This window comes from Nitrobacter sp. 62-23 (assembly GCF_001897285.1).
In the GTDB taxonomy this organism is placed as follows: domain Bacteria; phylum Pseudomonadota; class Alphaproteobacteria; order Rhizobiales; family Xanthobacteraceae; genus Nitrobacter.
Window position 1 is genome coordinate 1 of record NZ_MKSM01000095.1, and the last position, 15,939, is coordinate 15,939.

Genomic DNA, 15,939 nt, shown 5'->3' on the forward strand with positions numbered 1-15,939 from the left:
AAGCGGGCCGATATCTTCCTCTCTACAATCCTCTTGGCCGCTACCCTGACTTGGTGGATCAATTGAGTCTCGACCCTAGAGCGGGTTCGGCTTAATCCGGCTCATAACCAGCAGCGGCGAAGAAGTTGGCGCACTCCTGCGGCGTGAAGGTCGGCAACAATGCGCCGATGCGGCTCCACAGGCCGTCGACCGTTCGCTCCGCCGCCTTTCGGCTGGTGCGCGCCGGGGCGTCAAAGCTGGCGTCGCGCACCATCGAGCGACATCGCGCCTTGGTTCAGCATCTCCCACCACCTGCTTCGTTACAAAGCAGGCAGCGCAACAGCCAACCTATGGGGGTCAATTTTGGACGCCGATCCCCCGGCTTAGAGGGTCGATATTGCAGGCCGAATGACACACTGCGCACGAGTTGGGAGGATGCTCTGCTACGCACAGAGCTTGACGTCTATACCGATTATGCCCGCCACACGCGATTCCGGCTCGTGCCGGGTATCTGGTGAATGCTTCATCGTTGCGTTCGGAATGAAGCGCGTGCGCTGCGCATAGATGTGGTGGTCGCCGAGGCTGCGCTGCCCGTACGTGAAGAATCGCTGCGAGACTATCAGATGAAGCTGCTTCTTTGCGCGCATCATAGCGACATAGAGCAGCCGGCGCTCTTCAAGGTCAGAGGGTATGCAGTCATCCAGGACGTTGAGAACACCGACGACCATTGCGGGCCTTTGGCGGAGTGGATAGTCGAGAGAATAAGATAGTAGGTATCACGTTTTGACGCCCCGAGAAGCCCGATGACTAACGGAGCCGCGCGAAATTCGCGGCTCCGCATACGGCGTTTTCGCTTCCTGGAAGGAGGTCGGATCTCGCCATGTTCATCAAGACCCGCTCGGGATCTCCGGCATTGAACACGGCCTCGATGCTGCGAACGCAAAGCGCCACTGACTCATTCGCCAGGCTGTAATAGATCTGCTTCGCTTGGCGCCGTGGCGTGACCAGTTCTGCTTTGCGGAGTTCTGCGAGTTGCTGGCTGAGCGCGGGCTGTCCGATCCCGGTCGCCATATCGATTTCCGTCACGGACTTTTCGCCTTCCCGCAACAGCGAAAGGATCATCAGGCGCTGAGGCTGGGCGAACTTGCGTAATTTTTCGGCTGCAAAATCTGCTTGCTTGCGCGATCGCCATATCGCGTTCATGCCGCGCTCCGGCAGAACCAGTTGGTATCCTTCTGCGTTTTTTCATCGGCAGGCAGCAGCAGCGGTTCTCCAGGCTGCCAGTTTGCCGGCGCCAGCTTCTGGCCCGACATTGTTGCCTGCAGAGCGGCTACCATCCGCACCATCTCCTCGATCGAGCGGCCGATCGTCAGCGGATAGTGGGTAATCGCGCGAATGACGCCTTCGGGATCTATGAAATAGGTTGCGCGCACGCTGGCGCTGTTCCCGGCGGCTTCGTCGATCATGCCGTAGGCGCGGCCCACGGTCATCGATGGGTCCTCGATGACCGGAAACGGAATCTCCACCGCGAACAGCTCCGTGATCGTCCGGGTCCAGGCGAGATGCGAATAGAGGCTGTCGACCGAAAGACCCAGCAGGGCGCAGTCCAGCGCGGCGAAGCGGTTCTGCGCCTTGGCCAGCGCAACGAACTCCGTCGTGCATACAGGCGTAAAGTCGGCGGGGTGCGAAAAGAACACCAGCCATCGGCCCCTGTAGTCGGAAAGCCGGATCGGGCCCTTCGTGGATCGGGCTTCAAAGTCGGGAGCGGTGTCTCCCATCCGCAAGGGCAAAGGAGCAGGGCGAGGCGTCGGGTCGTTCATCGGAAGGGTCATCTCGGAGTTACCTTGCAAGGTTCCTATCGCTTGATGGTTGGCTAAAGCATACAATTACATGATTTCATAATTATAGAAATAGCTTACGATACATATCCCATATCCTGTCAGCTTGTTCTTGACATTAATCAATTTCATATATACAGATTTATATATATGATAACATGTAAGTGACGACCTGTGCACTTACGGCCCTAGCAACCCATGCTCTCCGATAGATATGGCCCGCCGATGGATTTGATGGCGTCTAGCCCTGAGAACGCGACAAACTCGGCAGGTGCGTTCCTCAGCATGATGGTCGGGGAGCGGTCGGAGACCCAGGGAGTCTCACAATGAACTATCCGATCGATATCTCGATTAAGCCCGAGGTCACTCCGTTCTTCGACCCCGAGACCAACACCATCAGCTATGTGGTGAAGGATCCGTCCTCGCCGTCCTGTGCGGTTATCGATTCCGTCATGGATATCGACTACGCGGCGGGTCGTATCAGCTACAAATCGGCGGATCGGATCATCGCTTACATCCGTCGTAACGGGTTGCAAGTCGATTGGCTCATCGAAACCCACGCGCATGCCGATCATCTCTCGGCTGCGCCGTACATCCAGCAACAGCTCGGCGGCAAACTCGGAATCGGTGAGCACATTGTGACCGTGCAGGAGACCTTCGGAAAGGTCTTCAACGAAGGCACGGAGTTCAGGCGCGATGGCAGTCAGTTCGATCGGCTGTTCAAGGATGGCGATACCTATTCGATCGGCACTATGACCGCATTTGTCATGCATACCCCGGGCCATACGCCGGCTTGCACGACCCACGTCATCGGAGACGCAGCCTTCACCGGCGACACGTTGTTCATGCCCGACGGAGGTACGGCGCGGGCGGATTTTCCGGGAGGAGACGCCCGCACGCTCTATCGCTCCGTCCGGAAACTCCTGGAGACATTGCCGCCGGAAACCCGGTTGTTTCTGTGCCACGATTACGGACCTGACGGCCGCGAAATTCGATGGGAAACGACCGTGCGCGAAGAGCGCATGCACAACATTCATGTTCGCGACGGCATCAGCGAGGATAGTTTTGTGCAAATGCGCGAAGCCCGCGACAAGACCCTTTCGATGCCGCGCCTCATTGTGCCGTCGCTTCAAGTCAACATGCGCGCAGGACACCTGCCTGAACCGGACGGGAGCGGAAAGACCTTTCTGAAGGTGCCGGTCAACACACTCTAAAAGGCGGGACCACAAGCCAGATATGAGAAAGAAGGAAAACGCATGGATGTGAAAACATTATCCGACGAACTGAGCGTATCGGCGCAGATCATGCCGCAGGATATGGTCGCGCTGAAGCAGGCCGGTTTCCGTTCCATCATCTGCAATCGGCCGGACGGCGAGGCCGCCGATCAACCATCGGCTGCGGAATTGGAAGCGGCAGCATCCGCCCGCGGACTCGAATTTGTCCATCTGCCCGTTGCCTCCGGCAAAATGTCCGATGACGACGCCGTGCAATTCGGGCGGCTGTTGAAAAGCCTGCCGAAGCCGACCCTGGCATTCTGCCGCACCGGAACTCGGTCCATTTCGCTTTGGTGTTTGGCGAATGCATCCACGCAACCCCTTCCGGCGCTGCTCGGTGCCGCCAAGGCAGCCGGCTACGATATGTCCGGAATCGTGCGGAGGATCGCCAACGGCGGCAGAACCCCGGCACATCCGGCAGACGCAAGCTACGACGTCGTCATTGTCGGCGGCGGCGCTGCTGGCATCGCCTGCGCATCGAGCCTCCTGGCGCGCGCCCCCGATCTCGACGTCGCTATCATCGATCCCGCCGATATTCATTATTATCAACCCGGATGGACCATGGTCGGCGCCGGCATCTTCGACGCCGCGGCAACCGTCCATACGATGGCGTCGGTCGTACCCTCTGGCGTCACCTGGATCAAAGCTGCCGTCACCGCGTTCGAGCCGACCGAGAACGCCGTCATCCTGGAGGGATGCCGTGTCGTGAAGTACGACCGTCTCGTCGTCTGTCCTGGTCTGAAGCTCGATTGGGCGAAGGTTGATGGACTGGCCGAGACGCTCGGGCGTAACGGTGTGACTTCAAACTATCGCTTCGACCTCGCGCCCTATACCTGGAAGCTCGTCCGTTCGCTGAAATCGGGAAATGCGGTCTTTACGCAGCCGCCGATGCCGATCAAGTGCGCGGGCGCACCGCAGAAGGCGATGTATCTATCGGCAGATCATTGGCATCGCCATGGCCACCTCCGCGATATTGATGTCGGGTTCTATAACGCGGGCGGCGTACTGTTTGGCGTTGCCGATTACGTTCCTGCCTTGATGGAATACGTGAAGAAGTATGATGCGAAGCTGAAGTTCCAGCATAACCTCGTCGCTATCGATGGTCCGGAAAAGAAGGCGTACTTCACCAGGACATCCGCCGATGGTCCGACGGAGACCGTCGAAGTGCAATTCGACATGATCCACGTGACGCCGCCTCAATGCGCGCCGGACTTCATCCGTGTCAGTCCACTGGCGGACGCAGCCGGCTGGGTTGACGTGGATCAGGGAACCCTGCGACACAAGACGCATGCCAATATCTGGTCCTTAGGCGACGTTTGCTCGGCTCCGAATGCAAAGACAGCCGCGGCGGCCCGCAAGCAGGCGCCGATCGTTGCAGAGAATATTTGCGTCGATCTGGGTCTTCGAACGAAGCAGGCAGTGTATGACGGTTACGGATCCTGTCCGTTAACCGTCGAGCGCGGCAAGATTGTTCTTGCCGAATTCGGATACGGCGGAAAGCTTCTGCCGAGTTTCCCAGCCTTCATCCTGAATGGTAAGAAGCCGACCCGAGCGGCCTGGTGGCTGAAGGAGAGAATCCTGCCGCCGATCTATTGGCATGCGATGCTCAAGGGTAAAGAGTGGATGGCCGCTCCCGACGTGCGCTAAGGGCGAGCGCGTCTATGATCCATGACATACTCGCAGCCGGATCCGGGACTCTGGTGGGGTTCGTTCTCGGGCTGATCGGCGGGGGAGGTTCTATCCTCGCCGTCCCGCTTCTCATCTACGGGGTAGGCGTACAATCAACGCACGTGGCCATCGGGACGAGCGCGGTGGCTGTCGCACTGAGTGCGCTATCGAGCCTGGTCGTTCATGCCCGCGCCGGCAATGTGCATTGGCCTTGCGCGCTGGTGTTTGCGGCTTGCGGCGTCGTCGGCGCCGGTCTGGGTTCGACGATCGGCAAGTCGTTCGACGGTCAGCGGCTGCTCTTCCTTTTCGGATTGCTCATGATCGCCATCGCACTCTTGATGCTCAGGAAGCCCAAGGGTGAGATCAAGAAATTCGTTCCATTGACGCGGGAAAGTGTGGCGGCAGTTGCTCCGCGTCTGGCGGTTTTCGGAGGTGGGGCAGGGCTGTTTGCGGGATTCTTCGGAATCGGTGGTGGCTTCCTGGTCGTGCCGGGCCTCACCGCCGGGGCTAGAATGCCCCTGCTGGCTGCAATCGGATCGTCCCTGGTATCGGTCTTCGCCTTCGGACTGACGACGGCCACGAACTATGCGCTTTCCGGATTAATCGACTGGCGGCTGGTCGCCATGTTTGTGTTGGGCGGCATCGCCGGCAGTCTTTTCGGCGGCCAGATTGCCGCGCGGCTGGCGAGGCAGAAGCGAACCCTGTCTATTGTATTCGCTGTGATAGTCGCGGGCGTTGGTATCTACATCGTCGTCCGCGGTCTCTTCGGTTGAGAATCGTCGGTCCGAGTTGGAACTGTGATGGGCGGTATCTATTCCGAAACTCTCCGGTGCACGTCGGATGGCAATGCCTGCTGCGGCTAACGAGTCTTGATCGACGAGATGTGAGCTTTCAAAAGGTTGGCCCAACCGGGTCCGGACCATTTTCGGTCCAACCTCAAATCTCCACAGTCAGAAAATGCTGGTTTCGATCGAAACCTGTCCCGGTGTAGCGACACCAAGCTGTTCAGGGGCCGCTGCTACCGCTCTCATATCGGCTTCAATCGTGAGATGCGATGACGTCTTGAATTGCGACCGGTAAATTTGCACTGTTGATGGCTCGACTCTCACGGAGAAGCCGCAGTGAGGGATGCAAGCGTCGGCGGTAGCGACAAGGGACGATCGTCTATTGCGTCCCATGGAGTCGGAACGTCGGTTGCATTTGCCCGCGGGCGTGGCACTGCTGCGTTGTGACGTGCCAGTAGCCGACCGGCGATGCGCAGATTTATCGCAGCACCGCTTCCACGGACGGTTTCCTTCTGCACGTTGAACGTGGTCGCGACCTTTTGGTCGACAGCCTTCTCCAAGGCTGTGTACTCTCTGATGTTCGCACGAACAGCATGAGAGCTCGTCGCCAACAACAAGCGAAAAGAAGAGCAAGATATGCGCAAATTCTTGATGCTATCAGTCTTGCGCACACACTTCATTGAAGAGGACAAATCGCTCGCAGAAGATTTGCTCACGAAACTGTTGTGGGATTCGAATCGAGTTGACACAATAGATCTTAAAATTTTAGACTTTCGGTCCTACCGTGCAGGGCGATCTGGAACTTGTCCGGTCTCATCCACATTGTCATCCGTCAAACTGTGCGCCCTGATATGCGCTCGTTTTAAATTTCAACGGCTGGTTCCGGGAATATTCGTTGAATCGAAGAAACTTCATTGCTGGTTCCATGGCGGTGCCATTTGTTCTGGCGGACCAAGTGGTACATGCGCGGCAAGAGAGCGACACTTCATTTCATTCGAACATGGTTCGTCGGCGCGCACGCGCGCTTGCAGATGCGCCGTTCAAACCGCAAAGTAAAAGTCTTCCAGACTCGCTGAAAGACATCGATTACGATCAGTATCGCGCCGTCAGATTTCGTCCGGACCGCGCCTTGTGGCGCGGGGAAGGCTTGCCGTTTCAAATTCAGTTTTTTCATCGGGGGTTTATTTTTAGAGATGTGGTTGAGATCTACGAGGTCAGCGAGGGGAAGGCGCGTCCTGTCGTTTACTCTCCCAACCTTTTTGACTTCGGAAAGGTACCATCTCCGCCAGTGGACGAGAATTTAGGCTTCGCGGGTTTCCGGATTCACGCGACGATCAACCGTGCTGATTACTATGATGAAGTGGGCGTCTTTCTGGGCGCAAGCTATTTCCGCGCTGTGGCGAAGGGACAAACCTACGGATTATCGGCGCGAGGACTATCCCTCAAGACCGGCAACCCGGAAGGTGAGGAGTTTCCAGCCTTTCGCGCATTCTGGATCGAGAAGCCGCCGAAGTATGGAGACTCGATCGTGGTCCATGCGCTGCTGGATAGTGAGAGCGCTGCGGCAGCCTATCGGTTTACGATCCGGCCGGGCAAGACGACCATCTATGATGTGGAAATGGCTCTCTATCCGCGTGTCGATATCGACCAGGTTGGAATCGGTACGCTGACGAGTATGTTTCTGTTCGATGCCAACGATCGGGTTGGTGTCGATGATTTCCGGACTGCCGTACATGATTCCGACGGCCTAGCCATTCGCAATGGGCGGGGAGAGGAGATATGGCGTCCGCTATCGAACCCAAGATATCTTCAGATCAGCGTTTTTGGCGATGTCAATCCGCGCGGATTTGGCCTGCTGCAGCGAGAGCGGGATTTCCATGATTACGAGGATATTGAGGCTCGTTTCGAGACCAGGCCAAGTGCGTGGGTAGAGCCGATCGGCAATTCTGGTGAGGGTGCGATCCATTTAATTGAAATTCCGACCAAGGAGGAGATTCACGATAATATCGTCGCGTTCTGGCGGCCGAAGAATTCGATGCGCGCAAAGAGCGAGGCTATCTTTACCTATAGATTGCATTGGGGAGCCGGGAAGGCAGGGACGTCGCCATTGGCGGTTTTCGCACGAACGCGAGTTGGTGCCGGTCCCGACAATACCCGGCTTTTTGTCCTGGACCTCGCGGGCGAAAAGCTCAAGGACGTAGACGCTGGCGTTCGTGGCGAGGTGACAACTAACAATGGCGAACTGCGAAACATCGTGACGCAACCTAACCCGGTCACGGGTGGTTGGCGATTGAGTTTTCAGCTTGATCCGAAGAAAGCGTCGATTGCGGAGTTGCGCGCCCAGCTGCTGCATGGCGACGATCCAATTTCAGAAGTCTGGCTCTATCGTTGGACGCAGTGATGCGCGAGGCGAAAGCGGCCCAACATCGATTGTCGCCTGATCGTTTCCTGCCGCCTGAAACGCCCCTGGCGATGCCGAAACAGTCGCTCTGGCGAAGGATTGAAGGATCAGGAGAGCGGCCAACTTCGCCGCGGCATGTTTTCCTGCGGCGCGCCTTTGTATTTGTCAGTACGATCGCGATGACGACGGTGGCTGCCAACGAAATGTATCAGGTGCTGCAGGTTGCCGGCTTGACCATTCTCGAAATGGTTATTCTGGCGCTGTTCATCATGCTGTTCGCGTGGATCGCCTTCTCGTTCGTCAGCGCCCTGGTTGGATTCTTTGCGACGATAACCCGATGCGATCGTTCATTGGGGATCGACCCGGCTTCGCCGTTGCCGGTGTTGAAGAGCCGCAATGCCCTTCTGCTGCCGACGTACAACGAACCGCCTCATCGCGTCTTCTCCCGCCTTCAGGCCATTTGCGAATCTGTGGCGGAAACCGGCCAATTGGAAAAGTTCGAGTTCTTCATTCTCAGCGATACGACGGACCCGGATATCTGGATTGTCGAAGAGGCAGCCTATCTTTCGCTTGTTCAGGAGGTGGGCGCCGGCCGGATTTTCTATCGGCATCGGAAAAGGAACACCGCACGAAAGTCCGGCAATATATCCGAGTGGGTCACTCGGTTTGGCGGGCGCTATGATCACATGATTGTTCTCGACGCAGACAGCCTGATGGCGGGTGATAGTATTGTCCGATTGGCCGCTGCGATGGAGCGACATCCGAATGTCGGGCTAATTCAGACGCTTCCGGTGCTCGTTAACGGGCGGACGCTCTTTGCGCGCCTGCAGCAGTTTGCGGGCCGCATTTACGGGCCGCTCATTGCGAGAGGAGTCGCCTGGTGGCACGGCTCGGAAAGCAATTATTGGGGCCACAATGCGATAATTCGGGTGAAGGCGTTCGCGGACCAGGCTGGCTTGCCGCTTCTTGGCGGCCCCAGGCCGTTCGGAGGGCATATTCTCAGCCACGATTTTGTGGAGGCGGCTTTGATGCGCCGCGCCGGCTGGGGTGTCTATCTGGCGCCGGGTTTCATGGGAAGTTTTGAGGAATGCCCGCCGTCACTGACTGACTATGCGGTTCGCGACCGGCGCTGGTGCCAAGGCAATATCCAGCATCTCGGCGTGCTGCCAGCGCGCGGACTGCACTGGGTGTCGCGGCTTCATCTCCTGACCGGCATCGGCTCTTACATCACCTCGCCGTTGTGGTTGCTCTTCCTGCTCGTCGGCATTTTCATCTCGTTGCAGGCGCAATTCATCCGTCCGGAGTATTTCAGCGAACGATCATTATTTCCCCAGTGGCCGGCGCAGGATCCGGTTCGCGCACGATGGGTATTCTTCGGTACAATGGCGATCCTGCTTGTCCCGAAGGTTCTGGGATACTTGGTGCTTCTCCGCTCACCGCCCGAGCGCCGCAGCTGCGGCGGTGCGCTCCGCGCCTTCGTAAGCGTGATGGTAGAAACTCTAATTTCGGGCCTGATTGCACCGGTTATGATGCTCCTGCAGTCCCGCTCGATTCTGGAGATTGCAATGGGGCGTGACTCCGGCTGGCAGCCACAACGCCGCGATGGCGGAAAGCTGTCTGTCCGCGAATACGTTCGAGCGTATCTCTGGCCGACAGGTCTCGGTCTGTTGCTTGCAGCTTGTGCGTATGCCGTGTCGTTTTCTCTCTTTCTGTGGATGACGCCGGTTGTTATTGGCCTGTTACTGGCGATCCCGCTGGCGATATGGACCGCAAGCCCGCGGGCTGGAGCGTGTGTTGGATCTCTCGGCCTATTGTTGACGCCTGAGGATACCAAGCCGCCGAAGGTGCTTCGTCGTGCCGGCGTCCTGGAGTTGTCATCCGGCTATCGAGCGCCTGTTGAAGCGATAACGCTGTTGCGAACCGATGCTGCGGTTCTCATGGCTCATATGGCTGTGGTCTCGGAAAATCCGGTGCGGCCGCGCGGCGAGTATGACGTTGATCGGCTTGTCGGAATAGCCAAAGTGGAGGACAGCTCAAATTTGGAAGAAGCGATTGAGCTGCTAACGCCTCGAGAGAAATATGCCGTGCTGAATGACGGCATGGTGCTGAAAGCGCTCTTGTCAAAAGCGTGTTCGTAGGATCGCCAAGAAAAGCCGCTTCGTGCGAAAAGAAAATTTCTCCGTTTCCTCGCTCTTCCTATCAGCCGGCAGTCAATTCTCGATCACGCTATCCGCGATGCCGCGACCAGTACGATAGCCTTCGGATATCGATCGATCCGCAGACCGACCGACTGCGGCGAGCAGCTTCTGCTTGCGCCACTTGGTCCACAGCCTTCTGGCCGCGAAAGCGGCCAGGCCGCCAGATCAGCCGAGGTCGTCATGCCGCGGATGGTCGAGCGGTTTATGGCGACCGACCGTGCGATCGCCAAGGTCCGAAAAAAAGCAAAACGACTTCAGGCGGTTCCGTTGACTTGTCGAGGTCCGTTTATCTGCGGCTTATCCTGCCACCCTAGAACAATTCAAATTATTCAATCAAAACAGTGGCTTGATAGGACCGTAGCGCCGGCGTATCTGTCACGCGGCGGGGCATTGGCGGCTGGCCGGGACCGGGGTCATTTTCCGGACGGGCAGGCTTCAGCCCATGGAAGCGAAGGCGCGAACGACCATGCCGTTCAATCCGGATATCGACGCTGCCGCAGCCGAATTCCACCGCGCGGTTGCCTTCCCCAACGTGTCGCATGTGCGCCGGCTCTCGCCGATGGCGGTGATGAGCCTGGTCGAACGTGATGAGGTGTGATGCCGGCGGTAAGCGCACATGGCGGCTTGATACGACGCGGTGTCGGGCGCACCGGCGGCATCGCTGTCGCTCTCATCGGCCATCTCGCGGTGCTGGTTGCGCTCTACTATCAGCAGGCGAGTGAGCCGATTCTCGGCGAGGCGCCGACAGCCGTTACGGTCGACATCGTGTCTGCGCCAGCGCCAACCGCTGCAGCCGCATTTCAGGAGACTGCAACCTCTGACGAAGATGGTCGAGAGCACGATGCTGCATCCGATCAGCCACAAGCGGGCGTCGAACAGCAGCAGGCTGAGCTGTCATCACAGCTTCCTGTGACAGCAACGACAGATCCAGTTCTCATGGCAAGGACGGCTGCCAAAAATTCATTGTCTTCATTGTCAAAGGCCTCGCAGGGATCATCCACGAAGCGTCAACGCGCGCCGCTGGCGATTACGCCGGCAACGAATCCGGTCGCCGCGACTGATCGTCATGATGGCGATTCGGCGGGAACCACCGGCGCGGACGCGACGGCTTCCAATGTGCCGTCTGCCTGGAAAGACAGGCTGCTGTCCCATCTCGATCGCTACAAGCGTTATCCGGATGCAGCGCGCGCGCAGCATCAGGAAGGCACGGCGCTCCTGAGCTTCGGGATGAATCGCGATGGCCGCGTGCTCACCTATTACCTGGTTCGCTCGTCCGGTTGTCGTGAACTCGACGACGCGGTTCTCGCAATGATCGAGCGGGCTTCGCCGCTGCCGCCAGCACCTGCGGGGCTTAACGAACAGGTCGTGCAGCTCGTGGTACCGGTTCGGTTCAGGATGTAACGGCGAAGGTCAGGTGGTTCCTGCGCGCAAAACCTTGCACCGTCGCAAAAATGCAACGCCGGTGAAATCCGTCAGGATTCCAGCATCATAAATCAGCAAGACGATAGCTCTCCGATCGGCTTCGATAGCTTGGGGTTTGATCCTAGAAGAAGTCTAAATACGTGAGATTGCAAGGCAATTGCCGGTCACATATGGAATGCTCCAGCGGTTGCAAGCAGGAAGGCGCGCGAGCGTATCCTTGCGACCGAGGGGCTCGCCCGTGGCGTTCGATGTTCAGGACCTGTTTCGGCGGCATGGCCAGGAGCTGAAGCGCTTCCTGCGCCGCCGGGGTGCGACTGCGGATACCGCCGCCGACCTGATGCAGGAGACTTTCCTGAAGCTCCTGACCGCGACGCCGGCCGCGCCGGTCGACAACGTGCAGGCTTATATTTTCCGCACCGCGAACAATCTGTCGATCGACCTCGCGCGCCGGCAACGGCTGATGCCGCTCGTCGACAACAGTGACGACGTTCTCAGCCGCCTTGTCGATGAAGCGCCGTCGCCCGAGCGGGTGCTGCTGTCGCGCCAGGAACTGGCGGCCCTGCAAGCGGCGCTCAATCAAATCCCGCAGCGCCCGCGCGAGGTGTTCCTGGCGCGCCTCGACGGCAAGACGTTCGCCGAGATCGGCCGGAACATGGGCGTGTCGCCGCAAACCGCGTTCAGCCATATGCTCAAGGTCATGATGCACCTGAAGGCTGCGCTTGACCGGGTCCGTGAATAATTTTCCACGCCCGCCGGATATCTCGCTCTCCTGATCGTCTCCAGATAGTAAGAGTGCTTCAGGACCGGCCGCGAGAGGAGCGTGTCTGATGGGGACGGATCCCAATTGGACCGACGACAACGATTTCGGCAAGGATCTCGATCCGATATCGCGGGAGGCCGTGACGTGGTTTGCGACACTCCATGCCGATGACGTGACGAAGGCCGACAGGAGCGCCTTTCGCGCATGGCTGCGGCAGGACGAGCGCCATCGCGCCGCCTTTGAGGAGGTTCAGCGCCTCTGGTCGGGCGCTTCGGAATTGCCGATCGTCAAGACGCGCCGTCGCGAGCGGCGCATCGCCGTCACGCGCCGCACACTCGGCAAAGGCGCACTCGCCGCCATGATCGGCGGCGGCGCCTGGCTCGCCTATCAGCAGCATCCGTTCGCCGACTACAGCACCGGCACCGGCGAACGGCGCACGGTCAAGCTCGCTGACAATTCGACGATAGACATGGCCGGCGCGACAGCTTTGTCGGTCGATTTCAATTCGCGGTTGCGTCTGATCACGCTGCATCGGGGCGAGGCGTATTTCTCGGTTCAGTCCGAGACATCGCGTCCCTTCGTGGTCGAGGCGGCGGCGGGCCGCACCATGGCTGTCGGCACCTCGTTCAATGTGGACTATATCTCCGACGATGACGTGCGCGTCACGGTCGCCCGGCACGCCGTCAACATCCGCGTCGGCGCGGCGGATGCGCGGCTGGATGCAGGATCGCAGCTTACTTACAACCATGCGAGCATCGGCGCGCCTCAGGCCATCGATCCGGCCTCGGAGCTTGGCTGGCGTGACGGCCGCCTGGTTTTTCTGTCGCAACCGTTCGGACGGGTGATCGCTTCGCTCAATCGCTGGCGGCAGGGCAGGCTGATGGTGATGGGATCGGCATTGGCGGCGCGCCCCGTCACACTGATCATCGACCTCCAGAAATCAGAAAATATTCTCGCCACGCTCGAGGACACTCTCCCGATCCGGGTCGTCAGTGTGACCCCCTATCTGACGCTGGTGTTCGAGGCATGAGGTCTTAAGTCAAAAATTTTTTTCGGTTCATCTGATAACGCCGGGTCCGCCTCGTCTGAACGGGTGAGGGCGCGGCATCACGCCGGCCTGATCTGATGACAGGAGCGGGGACAATGGCGGGGCGGCGTGTTTCGAAGGGCAGGGCGGTCAGGCTGGCGGCCTTGCTGGGGTCGACATCGCTCGCCGTCTTGCTGTTCTCAGCTCCATCGGCATTTGCACAGACCGCGATGTCCCCGGCTTCTGCGGCAGGCAACCTGCAACGCTCGGTCGCGTTCGCCATTCCGCCGCAGCCGTTGTCGAGCGGCATCGTGGCGTTCTCGCGCGCCGCTGGAGTCGATCTCGTGTTCGACGGTGCGGTGCCGCGAGACGCGCGCACCTCAGGCGTCTCAGGCACATTCACGGTGCGTGAGGGTGTCAACCGGCTGCTCGCCGGCACTGGACTGACGGCCCGGCTCACGGGCGAACGCACGGTGCAGATCGTCAATCCTTTGGCAGCCGGCGCTGGCGCGATTCCGGCGGGCGCGATTTCGTTGGATACTATTGACGTACAGGGCGAGACGGCATGGGGGCCGGTGCAAGGTTACGTTGCAAACCGCAGCGCCACGGCGACCAAGACCGATACGCCGATCATCGAGGTTCCGCAATCGATCTCGGTGGTGACGCGCGACCAGATGGAAACGCGGCAAGTCGATTCCTTAAACGAAACGCTGAAATATACGCCGGGGGTGTTTGCCGAGTTCGGCGGCATTCAGTCAAGTGCGCCAACGCTCGTAATGCGGGGCTTCAGCGCCATTCCTTACTATGGATCGATGTATCTGAACGGGTTGCGCACCATCAGCAATGGCGATCTGGAGCCCTACGGGCTGGAGCGTGTCGAAGTCATGCGTGGACCTGCATCCGTTCTTTACGGGCAGAACAACCCAGGCGGCGTGATCGGCATGGTGACGAAGCGCCCGACTGAAAAGCCCATTCACGAAATCCAGTTGCAGGGCGGTAGTTTCGACCATAGGGCCGGTGCCATCGACGTTGGTGGCCCGTTGACGAAAGACAAGACGCTCCTCTATCGCTTCACAGGTCTCCTGCGCGAGGGTGGCAATGGCATCGACTTCTCAAATGACAGGCGCGCGTTTGTTTCAGGCGCGGTGACGTGGCGCCCAACGGATGCGACCGAGTTGACGGCCTTCAGCCTTTATCAAAAAGACAAGGGCAGATGGAACTATGGTCTTCCCGCGCAGGGAACGGTGTTGCCGAATCCAAACGGACGAATTCCGGTCACGCGCTTTATCGGCGAGCCTATGGATTACAACATAACGGAGCGGGCTGTAATCGGGTACAATCTTGAGCACCGCGCGACCGACAGCCTCACCTTCAGGCAGAACCTCCAGTACGCACGTGAAAACTGGGACTCTCGCAATGTCACGCCGAACGGTCTTCAGGCCGATCTCCGTACGCTCAACCGTTCCACAAGCGTCGATCATACAAGCTGGGATACATTTGCAATCGATAATCAGGCAGAGGTGAAAGCCACGACCGGAATCCTGCACCATACGATGCTGTTCGGTGTGGACTATCGATGGCGTCAGTACAGTAGCATTGGAGGATGGGGAGGAACGGCTGCGCCGCTCGATGTCTATGCTCCTGTCTACGGCCAGCCTGTTTTCTTCCCGGCAGACAATTATGGAACCCGGCAGACTGAAAACTTTTCCGGCATCTACCTTCAGGATCAGATCAAGCTTGATCGATGGATTCTGACCCTTGGCGGTCGGTATGATTGGGCCAGTTCAAAGACCGTCGGCGTCTTTAGCAATGCGATCAGCCATCAGAACGATCAGGCCTTCACCAAACGCGGAGGTCTTGGCTATGAGTTTGACAACGGACTGGTACCTTACGTCAGCTACTCCGAATCCTTCTTGCCCGTTTCCGGCACGATGTTTAACGGAACACCGTTCAAGCCTGAGACCGGCAGGCAATACGAGGCTGGCGTTAAATATCAGCCGAAAGGCATGAATTTGCGGATTACAGCGGCAGTCTACGATCTGCGGCGTCAGAACGTCACCACATCGGACCCGTTGCATCCGTTCTTCTCTATCCAGACCGGCGAAATCACATCGCGTGGCTTTGAATTGGAGGCCGTTACCAGCCTGGCCAGCGGCTTGAACCTCACCGCCGCGTATGCATACAACGACGCCAAGGTTACGCAGAGTAATGACGCTGACCTAGGCAAACACCCGACCCGAGCGCCACCGCATCTTGCCTCGATTTGGGCCGACTACACCATTCGCAACGGTGCGCTGAACGGGCTCGGTTTTGGCGCCGGCGTGCGTTATGTCTCTGCCAGCGCTGGCGACAGCCTTAACACCTTCTATGCTCCCGCCTATACGGTTGTGGATGCGATGGCCCGTTACGACATCGAGAGTTGGCGCTTCGCCGTCAATGTCAGCAACCTGTTTGACAAGCAATATATCGCGGGATGCTCTTATATCGCCCAATGCAATGTCGGGCGCACACGCACCGTTCTTGGCACCGTGAGCTATCGCTGGTAGTCCGTTTCCTGGGCGTGATGCGGCGCGAGGCGATGTGTCGC

General features: G+C 58.7%; 12 protein-coding genes and 2 pseudogenes. 10 read left to right on the forward strand and 4 right to left on the reverse strand.

Features of this window, described 5'->3' with window-relative positions; genetic code table 11:
• Window positions 1-91 precede the first annotated feature (91 nt).
• The 4 genes and pseudogenes from BGO16_RS08385 to BGO16_RS08400 form a co-directional block, all read right to left on the reverse strand.
• Window positions 92-211: pseudogene (locus tag BGO16_RS08385) on the reverse strand (IS630 family transposase); the annotation flags it as partial.
• A 301-nt stretch (window positions 212-512) separates the two neighbouring features.
• Window positions 513-748, reverse strand: a pseudogene (locus BGO16_RS08390) (ATP-binding domain-containing protein); the annotation flags it as partial.
• Window positions 749-786: 38 nt separating this feature from the next.
• Entirely contained in the window at window positions 787-1,182 is a 396-nt protein-coding gene (locus BGO16_RS08395; protein WP_292618168.1) for a metalloregulator ArsR/SmtB family transcription factor, read from the reverse strand.
• Complete coding sequence (locus BGO16_RS08400) at window positions 1,179-1,811, reverse strand: peroxiredoxin (protein ID WP_292618169.1); 633 nt, start codon at window positions 1,809-1,811, stop codon at window positions 1,179-1,181. The genes BGO16_RS08395 and BGO16_RS08400 overlap by 4 nt, the downstream gene beginning before the upstream one ends.
• A gap of 332 nt (window positions 1,812-2,143) precedes the next feature.
• Between BGO16_RS08400 and BGO16_RS08405 the strand changes: the two genes are divergently transcribed.
• From BGO16_RS08405 to BGO16_RS08450, 10 genes are all read left to right on the forward strand, one after another.
• On the forward strand, window positions 2,144-3,031 hold the full coding sequence (locus tag BGO16_RS08405; protein WP_292618170.1) for an MBL fold metallo-hydrolase: 888 nt from the start codon (window positions 2,144-2,146) through the stop codon (window positions 3,029-3,031).
• Window positions 3,032-3,073: 42 nt separating this feature from the next.
• Window positions 3,074-4,738, forward strand: coding sequence for a bifunctional protein tyrosine phosphatase family protein/NAD(P)/FAD-dependent oxidoreductase (locus tag BGO16_RS08410; RefSeq protein WP_292618171.1), 1,665 nt, complete (start codon window positions 3,074-3,076; stop codon window positions 4,736-4,738).
• 14 nt (window positions 4,739-4,752) lie between these two features.
• Window positions 4,753-5,532, forward strand: coding sequence for a sulfite exporter TauE/SafE family protein (locus BGO16_RS08415; protein WP_292618172.1), 780 nt, complete (start codon window positions 4,753-4,755; stop codon window positions 5,530-5,532).
• A 937-nt stretch (window positions 5,533-6,469) separates the two neighbouring features.
• Window positions 6,470-7,945: a glucan biosynthesis protein G gene (locus tag BGO16_RS08420; protein WP_292618173.1), complete on the forward strand. Its 1,476-nt coding sequence runs from the start codon at window positions 6,470-6,472 to the stop codon at window positions 7,943-7,945.
• Entirely contained in the window at window positions 7,945-10,083 is a 2,139-nt protein-coding gene (gene mdoH, locus BGO16_RS08425) for a glucans biosynthesis glucosyltransferase MdoH (protein ID WP_292618174.1), read from the forward strand. The genes BGO16_RS08420 and mdoH overlap by 1 nt, the downstream gene beginning before the upstream one ends.
• A 502-nt stretch (window positions 10,084-10,585) precedes the next feature.
• Complete coding sequence (locus tag BGO16_RS08430) at window positions 10,586-10,741, forward strand: hypothetical protein (RefSeq protein ID WP_292618175.1); 156 nt, start codon at window positions 10,586-10,588, stop codon at window positions 10,739-10,741.
• Complete coding sequence (locus BGO16_RS08435) at window positions 10,741-11,544, forward strand: energy transducer TonB (protein ID WP_292618176.1); 804 nt, start codon at window positions 10,741-10,743, stop codon at window positions 11,542-11,544. The genes BGO16_RS08430 and BGO16_RS08435 overlap by 1 nt, the downstream gene beginning before the upstream one ends.
• Before the next feature lie 259 nt (window positions 11,545-11,803).
• Window positions 11,804-12,304: an RNA polymerase sigma factor gene (locus BGO16_RS08440; RefSeq protein ID WP_292618177.1), complete on the forward strand. Its 501-nt coding sequence runs from the start codon at window positions 11,804-11,806 to the stop codon at window positions 12,302-12,304.
• Window positions 12,305-12,392: 88 nt separating this feature from the next.
• Window positions 12,393-13,355: a FecR family protein gene (locus BGO16_RS08445; RefSeq protein ID WP_292618178.1), complete on the forward strand. Its 963-nt coding sequence runs from the start codon at window positions 12,393-12,395 to the stop codon at window positions 13,353-13,355.
• Between the two features lie 113 nt (window positions 13,356-13,468).
• Window positions 13,469-15,898 (forward strand): TonB-dependent siderophore receptor, encoded by a 2,430-nt coding sequence (locus BGO16_RS08450; protein WP_292618179.1) that lies wholly within the window; start codon window positions 13,469-13,471, stop codon window positions 15,896-15,898.
• Window positions 15,899-15,939: the final 41 nt, after the last annotated feature.